Origin of the sequence: Legionella busanensis (assembly GCF_900461525.1) — a bacterium.
Lineage (GTDB): Bacteria > Pseudomonadota > Gammaproteobacteria > Legionellales > Legionellaceae > Legionella_C > Legionella_C busanensis.
Genome location: NZ_UGOD01000001.1, coordinates 2,993,071 through 3,015,000 on the forward strand (window position 1 = coordinate 2,993,071; position 21,930 = coordinate 3,015,000).

The following is a 21,930-nucleotide window of genomic DNA, read 5'->3' on the forward strand; positions in this document are numbered from 1 at the left end:
TAATATCTTGCTACCTTTTCTATACAAATTTGCCAAGGCCATTTAAATAAAGCTTAACAACTTGTGATTTAACTTTTATTAATCCCTATAAAGATTCAATTTATAGCCTAATAATCAAGGAACTTAACCGGAAAGAAATTTATCTGTGCGTATTGAACCTTATTAGAACTCATTTGTGATGGTCGACTTAGATTAGATCGTGAAAAACTAAAGAAGCTTACTAATCTGATAAGGGAGTTTCAGCCTATGAAAATAGTCTGTGCCACCATTAAAGGTGTTGAAAACATGCAAATATTTAAAAAAAGACGATTGAATCTATGGTCGATAACCCAATGAGATCTTTGGCATTAACTAGCTTTAAATTTACAGCTGAGATCTATTCAGAAAATTTTATTTTCTAATGGAACCAACCTAGCCAGCTTTTCTAATCTTTAACTAATGAAATGCGGCAAACTGCGAAACACATTAGTTAAAATTATTGCAGTTTTTAATAAAATAAATAATAATGCTTTAATTTTGCATGGAGTGATCTAAAAATGACAGATACTATTCCACAAAAAATGGTTAAATGGTTATTTTATGATACTGACTCACTTTCACTTGGCTTTGGAGGTTGGGTAAAGCTACTGTGGGCAACTCTTGTTACAGCAGACGATTCATTTACGCTTCAATTTTTTAATGCGTTAAAAGAAAAAATTACAGTAACCTGCCAGGACGTAACCTTAACCCCTGAACAGAAAGAAACTATTTGCTACAATGCCTTGTCTTATTTAGCTTTTTCTCATCCACAAGAAGGAAGTCAGATTGATATGAATGGAGTAACTTACACTATTCATAAAATCAAATTAACTTCAGGGTGGTTTAGCTCGCCTTACTATGCATATGGATTAATAAGTGACAAATCATCAATACTTATTTTTCAAGGTACAACTGTACCTAGCGACCGTGGTTTTCTTGCCGGAATTTTGGGTGACACTATGCCCGGAGGAGCGGTGGGCACATTTCTTTATCAACGTGGTAAACATAAAATTCAATCATGGATTGATAGCGAGTATCAGCGAACTGGTCGGCCAGTGATATGTACAGGACAAAGTTTAGGTGGTGCTATGAGTATCCATTCTCATGTTCATCAGCCTGAGAAAGTAGATTTTTATGTACTTAACCCCCCTACTTTAACCTCACGCGAAGAAAAAATTTATGAACGAAATAAGAGTCAAAATACTAATAAGCTAGCGAGAACGTTAAAAGTGATTACGCATCGTAGCGATCCTGTTTTTTATCTGGGTAGTAACTATTTACCGCCTGGCACAAAAATTTTTAAACATGGTTTGGAAAATGAGAATATTTTCATAGCTCATGCGAAAGCACCTAATTTTAAAAATCCTATATCAAAAACATCAGATACCTTTGTTGACTATGAGCGTCAAAAATTAAATACTTGGATGTGGAAAATACAAAAAGCTTGTCTGTTTGTGGGCGCATTATTATGTCAAATGCTTTGGTTAATCCCAAGATTAGTGATACATACAGTCCATCATATTAGGCAATTTTGTCAAACAAAAAAACCTATAGTAAAGAATTTACCTGAGAGCACAACTAATCAGCAATCTAAAACCCAGATTCTCTCTAAAGAAGCTTTTACAACGAATGAGCCCATTGAAAGCTCTCAATTAATTCTAAATATCATAGGGCATAAGCCGGCTGCATTTAATAAGCATAACTTAACAGGACTTTTGAACAACTTAAAATACCCCACTACTCGTATGAATCATATAGGAGCAACTGGACAATATAATAATTTTGGCAAACAAACTAACTTTGCTAGATGCTTAAATAATAACTTTTATTCTCAAGGCCTACAGAGATCATTTTTAAACCTAGAGAGCACAAAATCTGACATAAACTTAGTCATTAATGAGGGAATTAAAGTAGCGTGACAGGTGTAGGGCAGTTAGTTTGTCTCTTTTTATTTTAAGAGTTGCTGTAACGATAGTTTTTTCTTCATCTAGATCTATTTTTAAATTGGTCTGATTAATTTGATAATCTGAGGTTTATAATCAGCGAGCTTAACAGTAGGCATATTAACAATCCTTATTATGAAAAAAATAGCAAAGTAAACTATTTTATTTATTATTACCTAATGGTCGTTATTGTAAAAATGTAAATTTAGTTAATGTAGTCTTAATGGAGCAGCGCACAATTAATGTTTGTTTAGAGATTCTTATTATTGTCTGATTAGAGACATTAAGGCATACAGAAAAAATTAGCCATTCAGAGGAAGTAAAAATATGAATGGCCTGAAGTATTTGAAAACATTAAACGTTGATTACGTGCTGCTTCATCAAGGCTACGTTGACTTTTATATCAATTTACGTAATTACACTTCTTTGATTTCATTAATAGTGATTTTATCAACAGGAACATCTGCATGACCTTGGTGGTTTCCAGTTTTTACTTTAGCAATTTCATCAACGATATCCATGCCTTCAACCACTTCGCCAAATACACAGTAGCCATATCCCTGCGCATTTTCGCTTTGAAAATTAAGGAATTTGTTATCCACTAGGTTAATAAAAAATTGTACTGTTGCTGAATGAGGATCTGATGTTCTTGCCATGGCAATTGTGCCTCTATTATTTGGCTTGGCATTTTTAGCTTCGTTTTGTATTGGTTGTTCAGTAGGTTTTGTTGTCATATCCGCTGTTAAACCGCCACCTTGAATCATAAAACCGGGAATAACGCGATGAAATATCGTGTCCTTATAAAAGCCTGAGCGAACATAATTAAGAAAATTTTGTACGGTATTAGGTGTTGTTTCATGATGAAGCTCCAGATGAATATCACCTTTGGAAGTAGAAATAATGAACATTAAAGACTCCTAAACGTTAGACGCAATTAAATCGCGCATCTTAGCACAAACATCATGCATAACGTGAATATTATGAATGCTAGCTAAGGCTGTAAAGAGATTTGATCGCTGCTTAAATAGATGATGTAATGCCGCTCTAGAATAATTTTTACAAGTATAACAGGTGCAAGTAGGCATCACAGGTGACAAATCATCAGCAAAGGAAGCTTTTTTAATTTGCAAACGATGATTAGTGTAGTCACTAGCAAAACGTAGCCAGTTATTTTCTTTAATGACTTCCCCGCAGTACAAAGCACCATGTCGTGCATTCCTTGTTGGCGCAACACAATCAAACATATCAATGCCTTCAGCTACCACATCTAATAAATCCTGCGGAGACATGCCAACGCCCATGGTATAGCGTGGCTTATTTTCAGGAAGAAATTCTCTAACCCAACGGATAACTTCTACTGTTTTTACCATATCAAAGCCTATGGTTTCACCACCAATAGCAATACCATCTGTATTCATAGAAGCCACATATTGAGCGCTTTCTCGACGCAAGTCTTGATGTATACTGCCTTGTACTATACCAAATAAAGCTTGCGGAAAACCGTAAATAGAATTTGGATGCTCCTGATGATAATTAAGTGATTGCTTTAGCCACCGATGCGTTCGTGTCATAATACGCTGCACCTCATCACGCGAACAGTCATCTGGCGTACACTGATCAAATGCCATAATGATATCTGCACCAATAATCTTTTGAGTTGCCAAAGACATTTCTGGCGTCATATGAATGATGCGCTCTACTCTGGGTAATTTAAAATGAGCACCTTCTTCATCAATGGTACAAATTTCTTTATTTTTAGATAAACTAAAAACTTGAAACCCACCACTATCTGTTAACATAGGTCCATGCCATCCCATGAACGGATGCATACCACCGGCTTGTTTAATAATGTCCATGCCGGGCGCACAAAGCATGTGATAGGTATTGCCCCCTAATATAATTTGACTACCAGCCGCAGTTAACTCTGGTATTGTCATGTTATTTACGCCAGCGCGTGTTCCTACAGGCATGAAAGTAGGTGTAATAAAGTCACCATGCGCCGTTTTAATTTTCGTAATCCGAGCCTTGGTGTGTTGATGGTTATGAAGTACTTGGCAGGTAAACCTTGTCATTAATTTAGACCACTAAAACTAAGTATTATAGCGAATATTGGCTGTTTTAGTTTATATATTTTCGTTTAGAATTTATATAAAGAAATACAGTAGCGCTAAGCATACCAATAAAATATAAGACAACCCAAGCTGGCATAGATAAGCCTAGCAATGTCCAATTGACTTCTGCACAATCAGCAGCGCCCCATAATAAAGCATGAAAAATATCACGCCAAGGGAAGTAACGCATTAATACATCAAGACCTGGTAAACAAGCAGGTATTTGATCATGTGGCAGTGATTGTAGCCAAAGTTGGCGACCTGCAAAATATAAGCCGGCGAGCGCAATAATAATTTGTAACACAGTTATTATACGTTGCGTGCGTAATGAATTAACAAAAAGGGCTATCAAACATAGCAATACCTCTAAGATAACACATAATCTTTGCATTAGACATAGAGGACATGGCTCTAGGCCTCTTACGTATTGAAAATAAAGTGAGGCAGCTAACACGCCTAAACTCACTAAAAAAAGAAGCATTTGCCAATAACGATAATGATAAATAGTCATGATTTAGATAACATATATTCTATAGCATTTTTAATATCCTCTTCGCTACATTCAGCACATGTTCCTTTTGGCGGCATAGCGTTAAGGCCCTTGATGGCTGAAGCAGTTAAGCCTTCTATTTTTTTTGCCATACGCGGTTTCCAATCTGCTTCGTTACGAAATTTCGGCGCCCCTGCCAACCCATTTTGGTGACAAGTGGCACAATATTTTTCATAAGTAGCTTGACCCGGCTCTTCTTTAGCTGCGACCTGAGTTGTAGGTTGCTCTGCTTGTTTTTGATTTGCAGCTGGTGTTGTTTCTTCTATTTTAACTTCACCAACAGGTTTAATTCGCTCGATGATTTGCTGTCGATCAAAATCATTAACATTATCAGCAAAGCACCATTTCATAAACCCAATCAAAATTAATAGGGATATGCGCATATGAATCCTTGATAGTCAATTATAAAATAATAACCACAACTACTTATGATTTCCAGTTAAACATGTTTTACCATTTAGAACTCTATTGGGATTAGATATGTATAGACTACTTATTATAAAAATACTTTTTAAGGTATAATTATTAAATGCTAAGTTTTATTCTAGAAGTTAGACTATGAATGCTGAAAACTTAATTGTGTTAATTGCTGCACCAGAAGTCCTAGCCATCCCGGTGAAAGAAAATCATGAAGCATTAATTGACATAAAAGAATCAACTGACATTTTAATTGGGCCCTCCCCCGAAATTCCTAATAACACTGATTATACTAAAATGAGACGGGAAGTTTTCCAACGTTTATTATTAGCGCAACCTTTATTACCACAAGGCTTACGGTTTTGTTTATACGAAGGCTATCGTAGTTTATCATTACAAAAAACGTTATTTGAAACACGTTATAAAAAATTAGCGAAACAACATACTAATTGGTCTCATCAGCAACTTTTTAACGAAACAATAAAGCTGGTTTCTCCAGTAACTAATCTTGATGGTAGTAGGAATATTCCGCCTCATGCCACAGGTGCCGCCATTGATGTTTACTTAGTAAACGCGCAAGGTGAAGCAATTGATATGGGAATCCATCCTAAAGACTGGGCTGAAGATACAGAGGCTTTATATTCTGCCACAGTATGCCCTTTCATTTCTAAAAATGCACAAGCAAACCGTGATTTAATGTCTCATGCTCTTAAGAAAGCAGGGTTTATTAATTATCCTACTGAATATTGGCATTGGTCATATGGTGACCGATATTGGGCGTATATTTCTAAACACCCATATGCTATATATAACTGCATTTAATCGCTTTTAAATAAAACATTTAACTTCTATTCTATTTGAAAGATTGACAAAAGCCTTGCTACAAAAGTAGTAATTCTTCCGCATCAATTTCCTCTAGATGCTGGTAATAAGATAATAGTTGTTCTTTTTTGATATTTAATAATAAAGGCTCTTTACTATATGAATACCAATATCGATTATCAGAAATAAGCTGATTAGCTGGCAGTAAATTTGTTAACCAATCTTGATTCTTTTTATCTTTAGGTAGGGATCTATAAGGAATCATTTCACCTTTAGTTAATAACTTAATTAATTCCTCACTCACCCCGTGATTACGAGCAACTTCTAAATAAAAAATACGATCTGCCTCACTTTTTAAAATCAAAAAGCTAATCTGAGCATCATGATCAAGGAGTAAAAAACTACCTGTATCATCAGCCAAATAAAATTCAACAATATCTTTTTCCTGACATAATTTTTTAAAGAAACTTATAAAACCACTATCTTGTAAACAAGTTGGCGCATTTAACCTTAACTCTTGATAAATAGACTTTGACATATCTTGAAAATATTGCCACTGCAAATGTTTAATTCTATAAGTTATTAGATCAGCAATATTTGGGTCGCTCTTATAAATATAACCATCAATGAGCCCAGCTTTAAATGCATTGATAGCTGCATGCTCATCGGCCTTACCAACCAGCAATATCTTTTTGATTGGTGTATGTTTAATTGCCTGACAAAATTGTATACCATTCATATCAGACATTTCATAATCAACGACAACGACTGAAATTTCATTAAAACGCTTAGGATTATAGATTTCTGAATGGATTAAGGTGTTTAGCTTTTGACTCAGGGTGCATTCACTTAATTCTGTAAAACGGCTAATACATCGTCTTTTAATTGTTGCTAAATCATTATGTTTTTTATGAATATAATCTAAAGCGTCAAAAGGAGAATCAAAAACCCGATAAGCTAGCCATTCGTCAAGTTGCAAAACAAAATTAAGTAGAAAATCACGGCTATCATCAATAAATAAGGCAGTACTCGGAAAATAACAGGTTGGTATTAAAGAATTTGGCATAGCTCCTCCTGAGCAAAGCGTTCTAACATCAAATAAAGCAATTTCCTAAGCTTTATTAGTCTACCTAGCCAATTGACTACTCAATCATTTTCTCATCTGGCCAGTTTTATTAGGGTGATTAACTTTTAACTTAAATAGCCAAAGTTAATAATCAAATTCTACAACTTGTTTATAAAAATACCACATTTTACATATTTTTCAAATATACACAGAAGTATTTTTATAAATTAATTAAAACTTTTAATAATTATTTCTTTATTGTTAAACCATAGGTGATTAAAATGTTACTTTTTTGTAACCTTTGGTTGTTTATAATTATGCCTAGAAATTTATTGCACATTGCAACACGAGAAAGCCCACTTGCGCTTTGGCAAGCTAATTTTGTTGCTAGTTTAATTAAAGCTAAACAGCCAGATATCACCATTGAATTATTACCTTTGGTGACTTCCGGTGATAAATTTAGTAAAGGTAAACTACAAAGTGTAGGTGGCAAAGGTTTATTTGTTAAAGAGCTGGAGGAAGCTTTATTAGATAAGCGTGCTGATTTAGCTGTTCACTCTATGAAAGACGTCCCAGCTGAGTTACCCGCTGGTTTAGGATTAATGGCTATTTGTAAGCGTGAAAATCCATTTGATGTTTTTATTAGCCGTACTGGTTGCCCTTTAGCAGAACTTCCAGCTGAAAGTATTATTGGTACAGCGAGCTTAAGAAGGCAATCACAATTATTAGCTTATCGCCCGGATTTAACAGTGAAAGTTTTACGAGGTAATGTAAACACGCGTTTAAATAAATTATATAGTGGCGAGTATGACGGCATTATCCTTGCAGCAGCTGGTTTAATTCGCATGGATATGGAACATATTATTACGGAAAAACTACCCGACTCTTGGATGCTACCGGCATGTGGACAAGGCGCTTTAGGTATTGAGGCTCGTAGTGATGATGAAGAGCTCGTAAATATTATTCAAGAATTAAATGATTCTTTAACTGCAACTTGTGTTTATGCAGAACGAGAGGTTAATCGTTTATTAGGCGGTAATTGCCATGTCCCCCTGGCTGTTTTTTGTCAAGAGAGTAGCAAAGATAATTTATTATTGAGAGCTAAAGTTTTAAGCTTAGATGGTCAAACTAACATTTATGAAGAACAAGAAGGAGAAAAGGCTCAATTCCTCTCTTTAGCCAATCAAGTAGTCGATAAATTATTAGAAAAAGGGGCTCGTGAACTACTTGCTATGTCATGATTAATAAATTAAATCACAGTTCATTGCAGGGTTTACGTGTTTTAAACACAAGACCTATTGAACAAGGTAAAGCTTTAAGCATAGCAATTCATCAGGCTGGTGGAATAGCACTAAACTGCCCTGCATTAAGGATTGTTCCTACTAAAATAGAATGGTTACAAGCCCTACCTAATTTAGATACAGTTAAACATGCTATTTTTACTAGCGTTAATGCTGTTAATTACGCTTTTAAAATATTTGCCGAACAAAAAATTGTTTGGCCTAATCACATTGAAGTAACAGCAGTAGGAAAAAGTACAGCAAATCAATTAATACAACATGCCATTACTGTTAAAAATATTCCTATCACTGCTGATAGCGAGCATTTATTGGCCTTACCTTCATTACAACATGTTAATAAAGATATTATTCTCTTATTTAAAGGTGAAGGTGGTCGCATATTAATTCCTCAAACTCTAAAAGCACGTGGCGCAAAATTAATTGAACTGATAGTCTATCGACGTGAAGTACCTTTAATAGATCCAACGCTTTTAAAAACATGGTGGCATAATAAAACGGTGGATATTATACTGTTTACAAGTCAAGAAGCGATGCAAAATATCTTTTCTATGTTTGAGGAACCAGCTCATTCTTGGCTTAAGAATTTACCTTGCTTAGTGATTAGTAAGCGCTTAGCGGCCGCCGCATCTTCATTAGGTATGCAAAATATTATAATTAGTAGCCCTGACACTATATTAGAGAAACTCAGTCAATTTAACAAAGGATTTACTCATGAATAATAATGAGGAACTAAATCAATCGTCTTTAAAAGCAGAAAAACCCATAAGTAAGTCTACTAAGGTTAATGAAACTGTAACCTCTAAAAACAATGGTGTTCGTAATATTAATGGGTGGCACATTGGCTTACTTGTTTTAACATTAATTTCTTTATTATTAGCCGCACTTTCTTTTTATCAAAATTCGCAATTAAAAGCCTTCCAGATTCAACAACAAATCGATATGGCTGATCAAATTAGAATACTGAAAAGCCAATTACAAAAAAATTCCCTACTTATTAATACCCGTACTAAAAAATTCCAAAACTTACAAAATAATTTAACTAATCATATAAATAAATTGGATAATAGCTTGCAGAATGCGCTAAAACAGCGCTTTTTTCAAAATCAAGATTGGTTGCTTTTAAAAGCACGCTATTATTTAGAATTAGTACAATTAAATGCCCATTGGGGAGAAGATCAACAAACAACAGCCGCATTATTACAACAAGCTGATCAGGTTTTACAAGATATACCTGAACAACAGTTATTTTCAGTTAGACAAGCTATAGCGCAAGAAATTAGTAAGATAAAAGCGTTACCAAATGTTGACACAGCAGGCCTGTTAAGCCAACTTGATGCGGCTCAATCAATGGTTATGCAATTACCATTGCAACAAAGTTTAATTAATAGTCAGCAAACTACTTCAACCCCTACGACAGATAATTCTGGTTGGCGAGGCCAGTTTAATAATAGTTTGTCGTATTTGAAAAAATTAGTTGTAGTGCGTCGGCACGAAGGCGCTGCTCAGCCAATTTATTCACCTCTCCACCAATCTTTATTGCGTGAAGTCATTCGTATGAATCTGCAAGAAGCACAATGGGCTGTCTTACAAAAAAATACAAAAGTATATGAGCAAGCGTTAAATCAAGCTATAACAGCAATAAAAAACACCTTTGATCAAGGCGCAGCTAATACACAAGCACTTCTTAAAAACTTACAACAGTTACAACAACAGAAATTAGATTATCCCAAACCGATCGTTGATAAACCCTTAGTGCTTCTTAACCAATATATTGAAACTAGAACAAGGCCCACTATTCCTACTGTAGCACCTGCTCCAGCCTCTGCTACAGGAGGAGAACAATGATTATTCGCCTTTTATCCATTATTATTGTTCTTATATTAGCTATTTGGCTAGGTATCCAACTAAGTCATGATCCAGGTTATTTATTGATTGCTCTTAATCACTGGACAGTAGAAACAACATTAGGTGTGGCGATTATAGGCTTATTATTAAGTTTTATCTTATTCCATTTTATCTTACTTTTAATAAGTCGCCTTGGCCATTTTCCAGAGCGTTATCATCGCTGGAAAACTAAGCGTCGTACACAAAAAGCACAAGCTAAAACTCGCCAAGGTTTAATCGAGTTTAGTGAAGGTTATTGGCAGTCTGCTAAAAACCATTTAATTAAAGCCCTACCCGATACTGACGCGCCCCTCTTAAATTATTTAACCGCTGCGCGTGCGGCTCAAGAATTAGGGGACTATCAATTAAGGGACAAATATTTACGTGAAGCACAACAATCCATGCCTGAAGCAAAAGTAGCTGTCGAATTAACTCAAGCGCAATTGCAATTAGCTAACCAACAATGGGAACAAGCTCTAGCTACTTTAAGGCACTTACAAAGCCTAACCCCACATCATCCTTATGTATTAAAATTATTAATGTATCTTTATCAAGAAGTCCGTGATTGGCCTCAACTAATTAGTATTTTACCTGAATTAAAGCGCAACCAAATAGTAACTGGCGACAATTTTGAGCGTCTGCGACAACACACCTATTTGCAAGCCATGTCTGATTTAATTAAATTTTCCCAAACTGATGCGCTAGAAACACTAGTTCAACAATTGCCAAAACCACTAAAAAACGATCCAGAATTGATGGCTTGTTATTGTAGGTATTTATTACAGAAACAGCAGTATGAATTAGCGGAAGCAATTTTAAGACGTTGTTTGCGAAAGCAGTATGACGATAAATTAGTGTCATTATATGGCCAATTTTATATCAATGAAGAGCAATTAAAATTTGCAGAATCACTACTAAAAAAATATCCTAACTCAGCTGTTTTATATGTATGTTTGGGCCGCCTTAGCTCATCTAATCATTTATGGGGCAAAGCAAGAAGCTATATTGAAAAAAGCTTATCTTTAATACCTACTCCAGACGCTTATATTGAGATAGGTAAATTGCATGAACGATTTGGAGAGCAATTGCAAGCCTGCAAAGCTTATCGTGAAGGGCTACAATTAGCACAAAAAAATACTGAAGAACAATTTAACTATAACCGCGATCTCTTTAAACTACCTTCCGTATTATAGGTAATCATCTTGAATGATAATATGTAACTTAAGTAACGAGTTGAAGGGGCTTTATAAAATGTAATAGCCAGGTAATTAAAAAAACGATGGCAATGTTTAGTCTAAGGGATGCTGGTCTCTTAAGAAAAGCCTTAAAAATCCACACGATAAACTTTGTTAATAAAAAGAGTATTATCCAAGTAAAAAATATTACCAAGAAAGCCCAGGGAAGACAGCCTGAGGTAAGTCTAAAAGAGTGAAATTTTGTAAAAATACCAGCACCAGAGCGATAACATAAAATAAAAAAATAGTGCCAATCAAAAATAATAAGGCAAATTAAAGCATAAACCGTTAGAAAGCCTATACTAAGCCAGATCTTTTTCATAAAAACCCATCCAAATATAAGTCCAATATCACTAATTAAAATTATCTATATTTAACTTAATTAATTAGCTATAAATTTAGTTAAATTTTCTATAAGACAGATATTATTTTAAATCCTGTGTCGCACAAGCGTCATCACAAAATTTTAAGTTCTGCTCGACCTGAATTGTGGCGTGGTGAATATTATATTTTTCTTTAAGCATTTGAACTAAGTGCTGACGAGAAGGATCTGTTAAAGAAATCTCAGGCATATACAGGTGAACAGAAAGTGCATTTTCTTGGGTGCTCAACGCCCATATATGTAAATCATGCACCTGTTCAACACCCTCTATTGCCTTTAACGATTCTGATACTTCAAACCAAGAGATAGTCCTCGGAACGCCATCAATAATTAATCTAAAACTATCTTTAAATAGTGACCATGTTCCTTTAATAATAATAAGAGCAATCAGTAAGCCAACGATGGGATCAATCCATAACCATCCTGTTAGATAGATAATTGCTGCTGCAATAACAACGCCTACAGAAATTAAAGCATCATAAAGTAGATGTAAAAATGCGGCACGAATATTTAAATCATTTGAACCACGTAAAAATAAGATAGCTGTAGAACCATTGATTAAAATCCCAATAGCAGCAACGAGCATCACGGAACCTGCATGCACTTGAGAAGGAGAAAACAATTTATACATTGCCTCGGTTGCAATAATACCGCAGGTAAACACTAACATAATACCATTAGCTAGTGCGGCTAAGATAGAAGTTTTCTTCATGCCATAAGTAGCTTTTTGAGTCGGTAATTTTTTTAATAATCCATTAGCTATCCAAGCTAAAACTAGTCCTAGTACATCTCCCAAATTATGTACAGCATCTGCAAGTAAACTGGTAGAATTAGCCAGAAAAGAAAAAATAATTTGAAAAATAACAAAGGCCCCATTAGCACTAATGGCAATTAAAAATGCGCTATTAAAGGTAGCTGGTACCCCATGATGATGACTATGTTGACCATGATGATCATGATGATGCTCATGCTGTTTACTCATAAATGCTCCTAACGTTTAAAACTAGGCCTCTTTCCAAACCGTCAGTGAACGAGGTAAAGTCTAGTGAAAAAGGGCTGAAAAAGTAACTGTGTCAAGTAGTACAAGAGCATCCCTATCTACATGGAGACAGGCTTTGAAAGTATTTTTTCAGCACCGATTGGCCATTAATAGCGGTTTGAAAAGAGGTTTACTCTTGCTCATTACCATAATAATTAATGCCAATTTTAATTCTCTCTCTATCATTTTTCTTTCGCCAACTATTGGTATCACGTAAGGAATAAACGCAACCACAGTACTCTTGTTTATAAAAATTTTCCCGCTTAGCGATTTCATACATACGCGCAGCGCCATCATTTTTACGCCAGTTATAAGTCCAATATATCAGTCCTGGATAGCGGTCTGCAGCTCTTATCCCTGAGTCATTAATTTGATTCATATCCTTCCAGCGTGAAATACCTAATGAACTACTAATGACAGGAAAACCATGCTCATATGCATAAAGAGCCGTGCGCTCAAAACGCATATCAAAACACATACTGCAGCGTTTACCACGTTCTGGCTCCCATTCTAAGCCCTTTGCTCGAGCAAACCAGTTATCTTTATCATAATCTGCATCAATAAAAGGAATATTGTGCTTCTCGGCAAACGCAATATTTTCTTGCTTTCTAATTTCATACTCTTGTACAGGATGAATATTAGGATTATAGAAAAAAATGGAAAAATTAATTTTAGAAAAAATTAACGCTTCCATTACTTCCCCTGAGCACGGCGCACAACACGAGTGCAGTAGCAACTTATCTGCCCCATTAGGAAGAATTAATTGTTCACGATTGATCATGATCTTTGCTCGGTAAATTAATAAAATGTTGTCGATAATAAACTAATTCAGCAATAGAATCTTTTATATCGTCTAAAGCTAAATGTTTTGATTCTTTTGTTGCTCCATCAATGAGCTTAGGCTGCCAGCGCTTGACTAACTCTTTTAAAGTGCTGACGTCTAAATTACGATAATGAAAAAATGCTGCCAATTCCGGCATATATTTATATAAAAACCGTCTATCCTGGCAAATGCTATTACCACACATGGGTGACTTGCCTTTATTAATATATTTTTTTAAAAATTCAATCGTTTGTTGTTCAGCGATCACTTCGGTAATATTAGACTCAAGGACGCGTTTTACTAAACCAGATTGATTATGCTGCCTTGTATTCCACTCATCCATATTAGACATTATCTCTTCGGATTGATTAATAGCAATGACAGGTCCTTCTGCTAAAATATTTAAATGTAGATCCGTAACAACAGTTGCTATCTCAATAATTTTGTCTTTCTCTGGCTCAAGGCCAGTCATTTCTAGATCTATCCAAATTAAATTATTATTACTTTTCATTCTTTATTCCAAGATTTTATAATTAACTCAGTGCAAGCCGTACGTCGTTTATAGAGTTCTTCTTTAATTGCTACACCTTGATAACCTTCTGCAATTACAGCCTGCGCAGAAATTTTTAAACATTCATTAAGTATATATTGCCACCTTTCTTCTTGCGGATAATCTACTATTTTACCACGACCTTGTAAGTCTGCCTTACATACCTTTAAAAGTTGTTCAAATATATTAGGCCTACGAAAAGCATCAGTTTGCTCTAATATTTTGACAATAGTTTTCGCTTTAAGCTCAACTAGCCGATGAATATTAAGATGAAATTTTGATCCCATGATTGCTAACTTACGGTAATTAGCTGGAATACGTAAACGTTGGCATAAAGATTCAATAACCTTTATTCCTCTTTCTTCATGCCCATGATGGCTTGGCCATTTAGTCATAGGGCTTAGTGCTTTACCTAAATCATGTAAAAGGGCAGCAAAGCGAACCATTGGTTCAGTTGTAGCTAAGGCAGCGGCTTGCAAAACCAAAAGAGTATGTACACCACTATCGATCTCAGGATGATATTGAGGTGGATTGGGAATACCAAATAAAGCGTCTAATTCCGGCAATACAACACCTAAAGCATCGCATTCACGTAATGTTTTAATAAACACTTCAGGATTTTTCTCACTTAAGCTACGATGCCATTCTTGCCATACTCTTTCCGGTACAAGATAATTTAGTTCGCCCTCTTTCACCATTTTATACATAAGCAGCCGAGTTTCTTCAGCTAATTGAAAACCTAAATGATGATAACGGGCTGCAAAACGTGCAACGCGTAAAACGCGGACGGGATCTTCAATAAAAGACTCAGAAACATGGCGAAGCTTTTTAGCTTTAATGTCATTAACACCACCAAAGGGATCAATAATATTGCCAGTATCATCCATTGCGATAGCATTTATTGTTAAATCTCGCCGCTTTAAATCCTCTTCTAAAGTGACATGCTCATCAAAATCACAAGTAAACCCATAATAACCTGGCGCAGTTTTTCGTTCTTGGCGAGCCAAGGCATATTCTTCACGTGTGGTGGGATGCAAAAAAACTGGAAAATCACGACCAACTTGTTGGTAACCCTGTTTTTTCATTAAAGAGGGTGTAGCACCTATTACTACCCAATCACGCTCTTTAATAGGATAATTAAGTAGCTGATCGCGGACAGCGCCTCCTACTAAGTAAATTTTCATTGATAAACCTTTATAACCGATTGGCTTGACTGTATTAAATAATCTGTCTAACTTGTACTTTATAGCATTTTGGCCTCATAATGTACAAATTTTTAATATTTAAGTTTACAACAGACCTCTTGCCTAACCTGTTTATTTTGCGTGAGTGCAAGGCGCAAGGGTTTTGAGGAGCGGAGTTTACATAGCGTAAATGAGCACCGGAGAAATCCTTGCAACACAGCAATCACGTGAAATAAACAGGTTAGTTAAGAGGGCTAATGGATAGGCTACATTTTAATTATGGGTAAAAGACGACTTAATAAACAACAGACTGCTCGTGTTCAAAGAATCCAAGCGAGTTACCAACAGCCTCATATTGATTCTTCCAATCATGAAGATGGCCTTATTATTTCCCGCTTTAGCCGGCACGCTGAAGTTGAGGATAATAAGGGAAAACGATTTCACTGCTCTATTCGCCCTAATATTGATTCTTTAGTTGCAGGTGATCGCGTTGTTTGGCAATCAACGGGTATTGATCAAGGTGTTGTTTTAAGCCGCTATCCACGTAAAACAATTCTAACGCGTACTGATAAACGTGATGAGCATAAACCAATTGCTGCTAATATCTCGCAAGTATTTATTGTCGTGGCACCAAAACCTGCTATTAGTTGGATGCTGCTTGATAGCTATTTGGTTATGGCTGAAAATTTGCAACTACAAGTACAAATTGTACTGAATAAAGTAGATTTATCTTGCTTATCTTTACGGCAAGAATTAATTAATCATTATCAACCATTAGGCTATAATCTTTTATTTACTTCTAAAGAAGATTTAAATAGCTATTTAATATTACAGCAAGCATTACGTGATCACGTTAATGTATTTGTAGGTCAATCTGGTGTAGGAAAATCCTCACTTATAGAAAAAATATTACCTCATGAAAAAATTCAAGTAGCAGCAATTTCAGAATTATCTGAGCTTGGATGCCATACAACAAGTAACTCCCGATTTTATCACCTTCCACAAGGCGGTGCGCTCATTGATTCTCCGGGGGTGCGTGATTTTAGTTTAAGTAATATTTCTGCTGCCGAAGCTATTCATGGATTTCGTGAATTTAGAGAATTAGCATCACACTGTAAATTTCGTAACTGTAATCATCGAGATAATCCTGGTTGCGCTTTAATCGATGCCGTTAAACAAGGGCATGTCTCGCTAAGCCGGTATGAAAACTTACTTAAAATCAAAGCACAGTTGGCATTACAGAACTATTAAGATACATTTCCTCTTCGTCTTGACTAGTTTCAAGAAAAGGAATATTTGTGGCAAGTTTACTAAAATATCTCGGTAATGAAGTCATTTCAAAATTAGGCAAAACTCTTCTGGCAATTTTTTCTAAAATAGTTGGTAGTTCATACCATGCTTGGCCTTGAAAATTAAACGCATCCAATTCTTGATGGAAGCGCTTTGCTAAATCTTGATAAAAGATAGTATTTATCGATGAATCTTTAAAAATCCCGAAATTCTTTGATGTACGAGCGACTTGCCAAGCCATGCGATGAATCATAAAATCTCGTATAGTTTGTAATAATGTACTAGGCGGAATAGGCTCAACCTTTTCCCTTAGTTGGCTTAAAATTTCATCACTATCTTCTTTAGGTATTTCTTTTAAAAATTCAGAAAATTTTATATTAATACGTATCCATTTAAGATAATCATTCTGCTCTTGAAGTTGGGTTAGAATAATCTCTTCTAAGAAAGATTCAATTTGCAATCCGACCCTACTACTCCTGTTGTTGTAAGACCATAAGACCATTAACAATGTATCAGGTTCAAAACACGTAATAGTATTTTGTTTAAATAGAGTTTCATCAATAATTTTATTTAACCAATCCATAGTATCTGTATAACGCATAAAGGTAACTCTAAAACCATCATTAATAGAGGCAGGTTTAATAATAGCTTCTATTAATGAAGCATAGATAAAACGAGCTTGAGTGAAATTGCCTGTAACTATTGCCCTTTTTATTAGGCTCATTATATCCTTGCCCGTTTTAGTAATTGTATTAGAGCGATCCCAAAGTGATAAAGAACTGCCTGTTAGCGGAAGATATTTAAAATTATGAGTCATTACTGATACACATAAAATCAATATTCTTTTTATAGCTTCCTCAGAACTTATATAATTATAATCACTGTAAACTTTCTGTGCAGATTGCAATCTAAGAGGATCTATACGCACTTTATGTTCCCATTCAACGGGGAATCGTACAAAAGGATCATAATCAATTAAAAACTTTAAAAAATATTGGGCGTAAACGACAAGACATTCCCCTTTATCTAAAACTTGTTCTAAAACTTCTAAAAAAGTGATCTTTCGTCCTTCAAAGAAAATTGTTTGATTTAACAGATGTAACCTTTCTTCCTCTGGTAGACTATTTAAATAGACTAAAAATTCTGCATAACTATTTTCGGCGCAATCCAATTGAGACTCGGTAATATTATTACCTAAATATAAACCCTCAGGATATAAAGTGCCTTCCACTAGCTTTTTTACTTCCAGCACTGTTTTGCGACTAGCTGGCACCTCATGTTTTTCTTCCTCAGCCTCATTAAAACAATTTACAAAATGTGGTAGAGATTGCTTTATTCGTTCTTTCTCAAGTGAAGTAAACGGTTTAAAATGATTACAGTTATAAAATGTTTTACGATATTTAAAATTATTGATGCAGTTTGGCAAAAAGATAAGCTCGTCACCTTGCTCAGAAACAATATAATAGGTTAATGGGTAAACTGTAAGTTTTTCTTCTGTTACAAAATCTAAGTGATGGGTTAACGTAGGAATTAATAATTTATAGTATATTGGCGGGTTTAAAAAATTAATAAGCCCGGCACCTTCTAAATACTGTGCTAGCGATATCCACGATTTATTAGCCCCATCCACTAAACGCGTATAATCAAGCCTTTTATCAGAAATTTCTTGCCATCTTAAACTAAAAATCTCTACAATTTCCATTATCAGTTTTTGATTGATTTTTTCTTTAGCTCGTATAGATTGCTTAAGCTTGGTTATTTTCTCTTTTAATACGATAGAGAGTGATTCAGTTGATAAAGCGTTAACTAAGGATTCTAATTTAGAAAGTTTATAATAAGCGCCGGCTTGTAGTGTCTGATAAACAGAAGCAAGTTGATTCTGTTTTCCTATTAAAGAATGATCTAACTCATAAATCCATTGAGCAACTGCTTTTAATTTTGGTGTTAAGTTCGTTGTGGGTTGTAAAAGCTCAATTAATAACTCCAGCAGATAGAACTGTTTACCTCTTACTTTAAACAACACACTATAAAGATAATTTACATCTTCTAAGTTGCTAAATTTCAGTGCATTAATAAAATCAATAATAGCCCTTTTTAACTGAGACTTATTATCTAATTCTATACTTTGAAAATATGCTTCAATAACAGTTAACAAATCTGGTAGTAATTGTCTTGGCAGTTGACCTGTTGCCTTCCAAGTCGGCGCAAATTGTCTTACTAAGCAATGCCAAATAGTCAATCCACTCTTATCTTCTTGTAATAATAAATTGTCAGAGTTATAGATAATTTTCTGCCAATTCATAGATAATAAATCACTTAACTCTTCTAACTGAGTAGAGTTAAATGTATTTTGGCTTAAGAACTTATGTTTAAATACGGAGGCTTTTGAGCTAAATGCAGGAAGAATTGTTAATGATAAAGCACTTAGTAATTCTTGCAAATTATGAAATTCAAAATAATGTTTCGTTTGAATTGGGCGCTCAAAAAGCTTATTTTTTAAAAAAGAAGGGGAATGAGTACTATAAATCTTATCTAGTACTATATTTAATTTCTTTGCTAAATCTTCTAGTTCTGGATTTGCAAAACAATCAATTAAAATCTCGGCTAAGTAGACTTTATTTTGTTCATATTCAATATAAATACTATAAAGCGCGTTGATATCTTCAGGTGCAAATGTATTTAAGTAATTACAAAAATTTTTAAATGCTATTTTAAATTTAGCAAAATCTTGAGCCTCTTCACAATCAAAATAAGTGTGAATCACTTCACATAAAGCGGAAGTTAATTCGATCTTTACGCAATCTGAATGCCAAACAGGTAGTATTTCATCGATAAAATAATTTTTAAAGCTTAGTTCTTCTTTGTTAGCATGCTCTTTGCTACATAAGCGATATAACTCTTTAATTGTCAAAGACGGATGATTATCAAATTTTCCATCTTTGACAAGAGTATTAACTGACTGCCGTAGTTTATGAAGGAGGCTTGTAACTGAGCAAATCGTTTTATCATCATGACCTAAATATATATTATTTAAATCTTCTATTTCATTTAAATCAAAATCCCGAGCAAGTTCTGCACCAGAAATTAATATAGTTAAAAATGGTTTTCTCAATTCTTTGCCTAAGGACTTAGCCAAGGCGATCCATTCATTAGATGGAGCAAATGGTAATATAGTATAATCATCCTTTATATTATTAACTATATGATTCCAACGTTGTATAAAAGCAGACTCAATTAATGTAATTTCATAATTAGAGAGTGCTTGAGACGGTTCCAATGAAGAAAAATTTGTTTTTAGAAAATTTAAAAATGTTAGATCGGCGAAGTTTAAGCTAGCCTCGTTTAAAGATACAACTTGAATAAATTCCTGAAGACGACGAACTAACATGCAAGCTATTATCCCATAAGCTGGTTGATTCCATATTACAGTAAGTTCTAATAAATTATCTACATGTAATAAATACTTCTCATCTTTAGCAATGTTTAGCTTCTTAATAATTAACCAAAAAGTAAAGGAACTTACTATCGGCTTGTTTAAACAAATTAGATAAGAACTTCCTAATAAGAAACAAATTTTTGGGCATTATAAACCAATAAGAAAATCATTTATAGAATAATTGAAGGCAAAGAAAAAAAATAATCTATGGAAATAAAAATTTAAGTAGAAGCCTTTAAAAAATTTAGGCAAGGACGGAAAACTGCTGCAAAATACTTAAAGAAAAAATCTGTGCTAATAAGCATAAAAAAAGCGGCTTAAAGCCGCTTTCAAGTATAAAGCCCTGGCGATGACCTACTTTCACATGGGGAAACCCCACACTATCATTGGCGCTGGTCTGTTTCACTACTGAGTTCGAGATGGAGTCAGGTGGTTCCAAACCGCTATGGTCGCCAGGAAAACCGGTAAGGCTGATTAACAGCCTGGTAAAGATTAACGAGTCACAAGCATTTATGTGTGACCTAAGCCGTCAGTTGCTTGTTTACAGCACTTCAGGTTATATGGTCAAGACAATCAGCCAATTAGTACAAGTTAGCTTCATACGTTACCGTACTTCCACACCTTGCCTATCAACGTCGTCGTCTTCAACGGGCTTCATGGGAAAACTCATCTTGAGGGAGGCTTCCCGCTTAGATGCTTTCAGCGGTTATCCCGTCCGAACTTAGCTACCCGGCAATGCAACTGGCGTCACAACCGGTACACCAGAGGTTCGTCCACTCCGGTCCTCTCGTACTAGGAGCAGCTCCTCTCAATTTTCCTACGCCCACGGCAGATAGGGACCGAACTGTCTCACGACGTTCTAAACCCAGCTCGCGTACCACTTTAAATGGCGAACAGCCATACCCTTGGGACCTGCTTCAGCCCCAGGATGTGATGAGCCGACATCGAGGTGCCAAACACCGCCGTCGATATGAACTCTTGGGCGGTATCAGCCTGTTATCCCCGGAGTACCTTTTATCCGTTGAGCGATGGCCCTTCCATTCAGAACCACCGGATCACTAAGACCTACTTTCGTACCTGCTCGAGCCGTCGCTCTCGCAGTCAAGCACCCTTTTGCCTTTACACTCTTGGTACGATGTCCGACCGTACCGAGGGTACCTTTGTGCTCCTCCGTTACTCTTTGGGAGGAGACCGCCCCAGTCAAACTACCCATCATGCACTGTCCTTGACGAGGATTCACTCGCCTAAGTTAGAACCTCAATGATAACAGGGTGGTATTTCAAGGTTGGCTCCATGTGAACTAGCGTCCACACTTCTTAGCCTCCCACCTATCCTACACAGTCATCATCAAAGTCCAGTGCAAAACTATAGTAAAGGTTCACGGGGTCTTTCCGTCTAGCCGCGGGTACACTGCATCTTCACAGCGATTTCAATTTCACTGAGTCTCGGGTGGAGACAGTGTGGCCATCGTTACGCCATTCGTGCAGGTCGGAACTTACCCGACAAGGAATTTCGCTACCTTAGGACCGTTATAGTTACGGCCGCCGTTTACCGGGGCTTCGATCAAGAGCTTCTTCCCAAAGGAATAACCCCATCAATTAACCTTCCGGCACCGGGCAGGCGTCACACCCTATACGTCTTCTTACGAATTTGCAGAGTGCTGTGTTTTTAATAAACAGTCGCAGCCACCTGGTCTCTGCGACCCTCAACTGCTTCGTCATGCGTAATGACTCACAATCAAGGGCGTACCTTCTCCCGAAGTTACGGTACCATTTTGCCTAGTTCCTTCACCCGAGTTCTCTCATGCGCCTTAGTATGCTCTACTTGTCCACCTGTGTCGGTTTGCGGTACGGTTTTCTATAAGTTATGGCTAGCAGCT

The 21,930-nt window shown here is 35.7% G+C and carries 17 protein-coding genes and 2 rRNA genes (1 of these 19 only partly in view); 7 read left to right on the forward strand and 12 right to left on the reverse strand.

Annotated elements, in window-relative coordinates; all coding sequences use genetic code 11:
• Window positions 1–536: 536 nt before the first annotated feature.
• Complete coding sequence (locus tag DYH30_RS13310) at window positions 537–1,937, forward strand: hypothetical protein (protein ID WP_115332120.1); 1,401 nt, start codon at window positions 537–539, stop codon at window positions 1,935–1,937.
• 440 nt (window positions 1,938–2,377) lie between these two features.
• Here the strand turns inward: DYH30_RS13310 and DYH30_RS13315 are convergent, their stop codons facing one another.
• From DYH30_RS13315 to DYH30_RS13330, 4 genes are read right to left on the reverse strand one after another with little or no spacing between them, the layout of a single operon-like run.
• The gene (locus DYH30_RS13315) at window positions 2,378–2,869 is read right to left on the reverse strand and encodes a peptidylprolyl isomerase (protein WP_115332121.1); all 492 of its coding nucleotides are present in this window, start codon (window positions 2,867–2,869) and stop codon (window positions 2,378–2,380) included.
• 9 nt (window positions 2,870–2,878) lie between these two features.
• Complete coding sequence (gene tgt, locus DYH30_RS13320) at window positions 2,879–4,033, reverse strand: tRNA guanosine(34) transglycosylase Tgt (protein WP_115332122.1); 1,155 nt, start codon at window positions 4,031–4,033, stop codon at window positions 2,879–2,881.
• 46 nt (window positions 4,034–4,079) lie between these two features.
• Complete coding sequence (locus tag DYH30_RS13325) at window positions 4,080–4,583, reverse strand: disulfide bond formation protein B (RefSeq protein ID WP_115332123.1); 504 nt, start codon at window positions 4,581–4,583, stop codon at window positions 4,080–4,082.
• Window positions 4,580–5,005 carry a c-type cytochrome gene (locus DYH30_RS13330; protein WP_115332124.1) on the reverse strand — a complete coding sequence of 142 codons (426 nt, stop codon included), beginning with the start codon at window positions 5,003–5,005 and terminating at the stop codon, window positions 4,580–4,582. The genes DYH30_RS13325 and DYH30_RS13330 overlap by 4 nt, the downstream gene beginning before the upstream one ends.
• 175 nt (window positions 5,006–5,180) lie before the next feature.
• On the opposite strand from DYH30_RS13330, the gene DYH30_RS13335 reads away from it, so the two are divergent.
• Window positions 5,181–5,861, forward strand: coding sequence for a M15 family metallopeptidase (locus DYH30_RS13335; protein WP_115332125.1), 681 nt, complete (start codon window positions 5,181–5,183; stop codon window positions 5,859–5,861).
• A gap of 58 nt (window positions 5,862–5,919) precedes the next feature.
• On the opposite strand, the gene DYH30_RS13340 is transcribed toward DYH30_RS13335, so the two are convergent.
• Entirely contained in the window at window positions 5,920–6,927 is a 1,008-nt protein-coding gene (locus DYH30_RS13340; RefSeq protein ID WP_115332126.1) for a response regulator, read from the reverse strand.
• A gap of 317 nt (window positions 6,928–7,244) precedes the next feature.
• Between DYH30_RS13340 and hemC the strand changes: the two genes are divergently transcribed.
• Genes hemC through DYH30_RS13360 form a run of 4 tightly spaced genes read left to right on the forward strand, consistent with a single transcriptional unit; the run spans window position 7,245 to window position 11,305 of the window.
• Complete coding sequence (hemC, locus tag DYH30_RS13345; protein ID WP_115332586.1) at window positions 7,245–8,168, forward strand: hydroxymethylbilane synthase; 924 nt, start codon at window positions 7,245–7,247, stop codon at window positions 8,166–8,168.
• Window positions 8,165–8,947 carry a uroporphyrinogen-III synthase gene (locus DYH30_RS13350; protein WP_115332127.1) on the forward strand — a complete coding sequence of 261 codons (783 nt, stop codon included), beginning with the start codon at window positions 8,165–8,167 and terminating at the stop codon, window positions 8,945–8,947. The genes hemC and DYH30_RS13350 overlap by 4 nt, the downstream gene beginning before the upstream one ends.
• Entirely contained in the window at window positions 8,940–10,073 is a 1,134-nt protein-coding gene (locus DYH30_RS13355; RefSeq protein WP_115332128.1) for a uroporphyrinogen-III C-methyltransferase, read from the forward strand. The genes DYH30_RS13350 and DYH30_RS13355 overlap by 8 nt, the downstream gene beginning before the upstream one ends.
• On the forward strand, window positions 10,073–11,305 hold the full coding sequence (locus DYH30_RS13360) for a heme biosynthesis HemY N-terminal domain-containing protein (RefSeq protein ID WP_115332587.1): 1,233 nt from the start codon (window positions 10,073–10,075) through the stop codon (window positions 11,303–11,305). The genes DYH30_RS13355 and DYH30_RS13360 overlap by 1 nt, the downstream gene beginning before the upstream one ends.
• 467 nt (window positions 11,306–11,772) lie before the next feature.
• On the opposite strand, the gene DYH30_RS13370 is transcribed toward DYH30_RS13360, so the two are convergent.
• The 4 genes from DYH30_RS13370 to DYH30_RS13385 all read right to left on the reverse strand — a co-directional run bounded on the left by DYH30_RS13370 (window position 11,773) and on the right by DYH30_RS13385 (window position 15,325).
• The gene (locus DYH30_RS13370; RefSeq protein ID WP_115332130.1) at window positions 11,773–12,711 is read right to left on the reverse strand and encodes a cation diffusion facilitator family transporter; all 939 of its coding nucleotides are present in this window, start codon (window positions 12,709–12,711) and stop codon (window positions 11,773–11,775) included.
• A 187-nt stretch (window positions 12,712–12,898) separates the two neighbouring features.
• Window positions 12,899–13,549 carry an epoxyqueuosine reductase QueH gene (locus DYH30_RS13375; protein WP_115332131.1) on the reverse strand — a complete coding sequence of 217 codons (651 nt, stop codon included), beginning with the start codon at window positions 13,547–13,549 and terminating at the stop codon, window positions 12,899–12,901.
• The gene (gene orn, locus DYH30_RS13380; protein ID WP_115332132.1) at window positions 13,536–14,102 is read right to left on the reverse strand and encodes an oligoribonuclease; all 567 of its coding nucleotides are present in this window, start codon (window positions 14,100–14,102) and stop codon (window positions 13,536–13,538) included. Before orn ends, DYH30_RS13375 begins: the two co-directional genes overlap by 14 nt.
• Window positions 14,099–15,325, reverse strand: a complete 1,227-nt coding sequence (locus DYH30_RS13385; protein WP_115332133.1) for a multifunctional CCA addition/repair protein — start codon at window positions 15,323–15,325, stop codon at window positions 14,099–14,101. Before DYH30_RS13385 ends, orn begins: the two co-directional genes overlap by 4 nt.
• A 279-nt stretch (window positions 15,326–15,604) precedes the next feature.
• Between DYH30_RS13385 and rsgA the strand changes: the two genes are divergently transcribed.
• A complete protein-coding gene (rsgA, locus tag DYH30_RS13390) occupies window positions 15,605–16,576 on the forward strand; it encodes a ribosome small subunit-dependent GTPase A (protein ID WP_115332134.1) in 972 nt (323 codons plus the stop codon).
• Here the strand turns inward: rsgA and DYH30_RS13395 are convergent.
• The 3 genes from DYH30_RS13395 to DYH30_RS13405 all read right to left on the reverse strand — a co-directional run.
• Window positions 16,545–20,003 carry a hypothetical protein gene (locus DYH30_RS13395; protein WP_115332135.1) on the reverse strand — a complete coding sequence of 1,153 codons (3,459 nt, stop codon included), beginning with the start codon at window positions 20,001–20,003 and terminating at the stop codon, window positions 16,545–16,547. The genes rsgA and DYH30_RS13395 overlap by 32 nt on opposite strands.
• Window positions 20,004–20,392: 389 nt before the next feature.
• Window positions 20,393–20,508 (reverse strand): 5S ribosomal RNA (gene rrf / locus DYH30_RS13400).
• A gap of 103 nt (window positions 20,509–20,611) precedes the next feature.
• Window positions 20,612–21,930 (reverse strand): 23S ribosomal RNA (locus DYH30_RS13405); it runs 1,584 nt beyond the window's last position.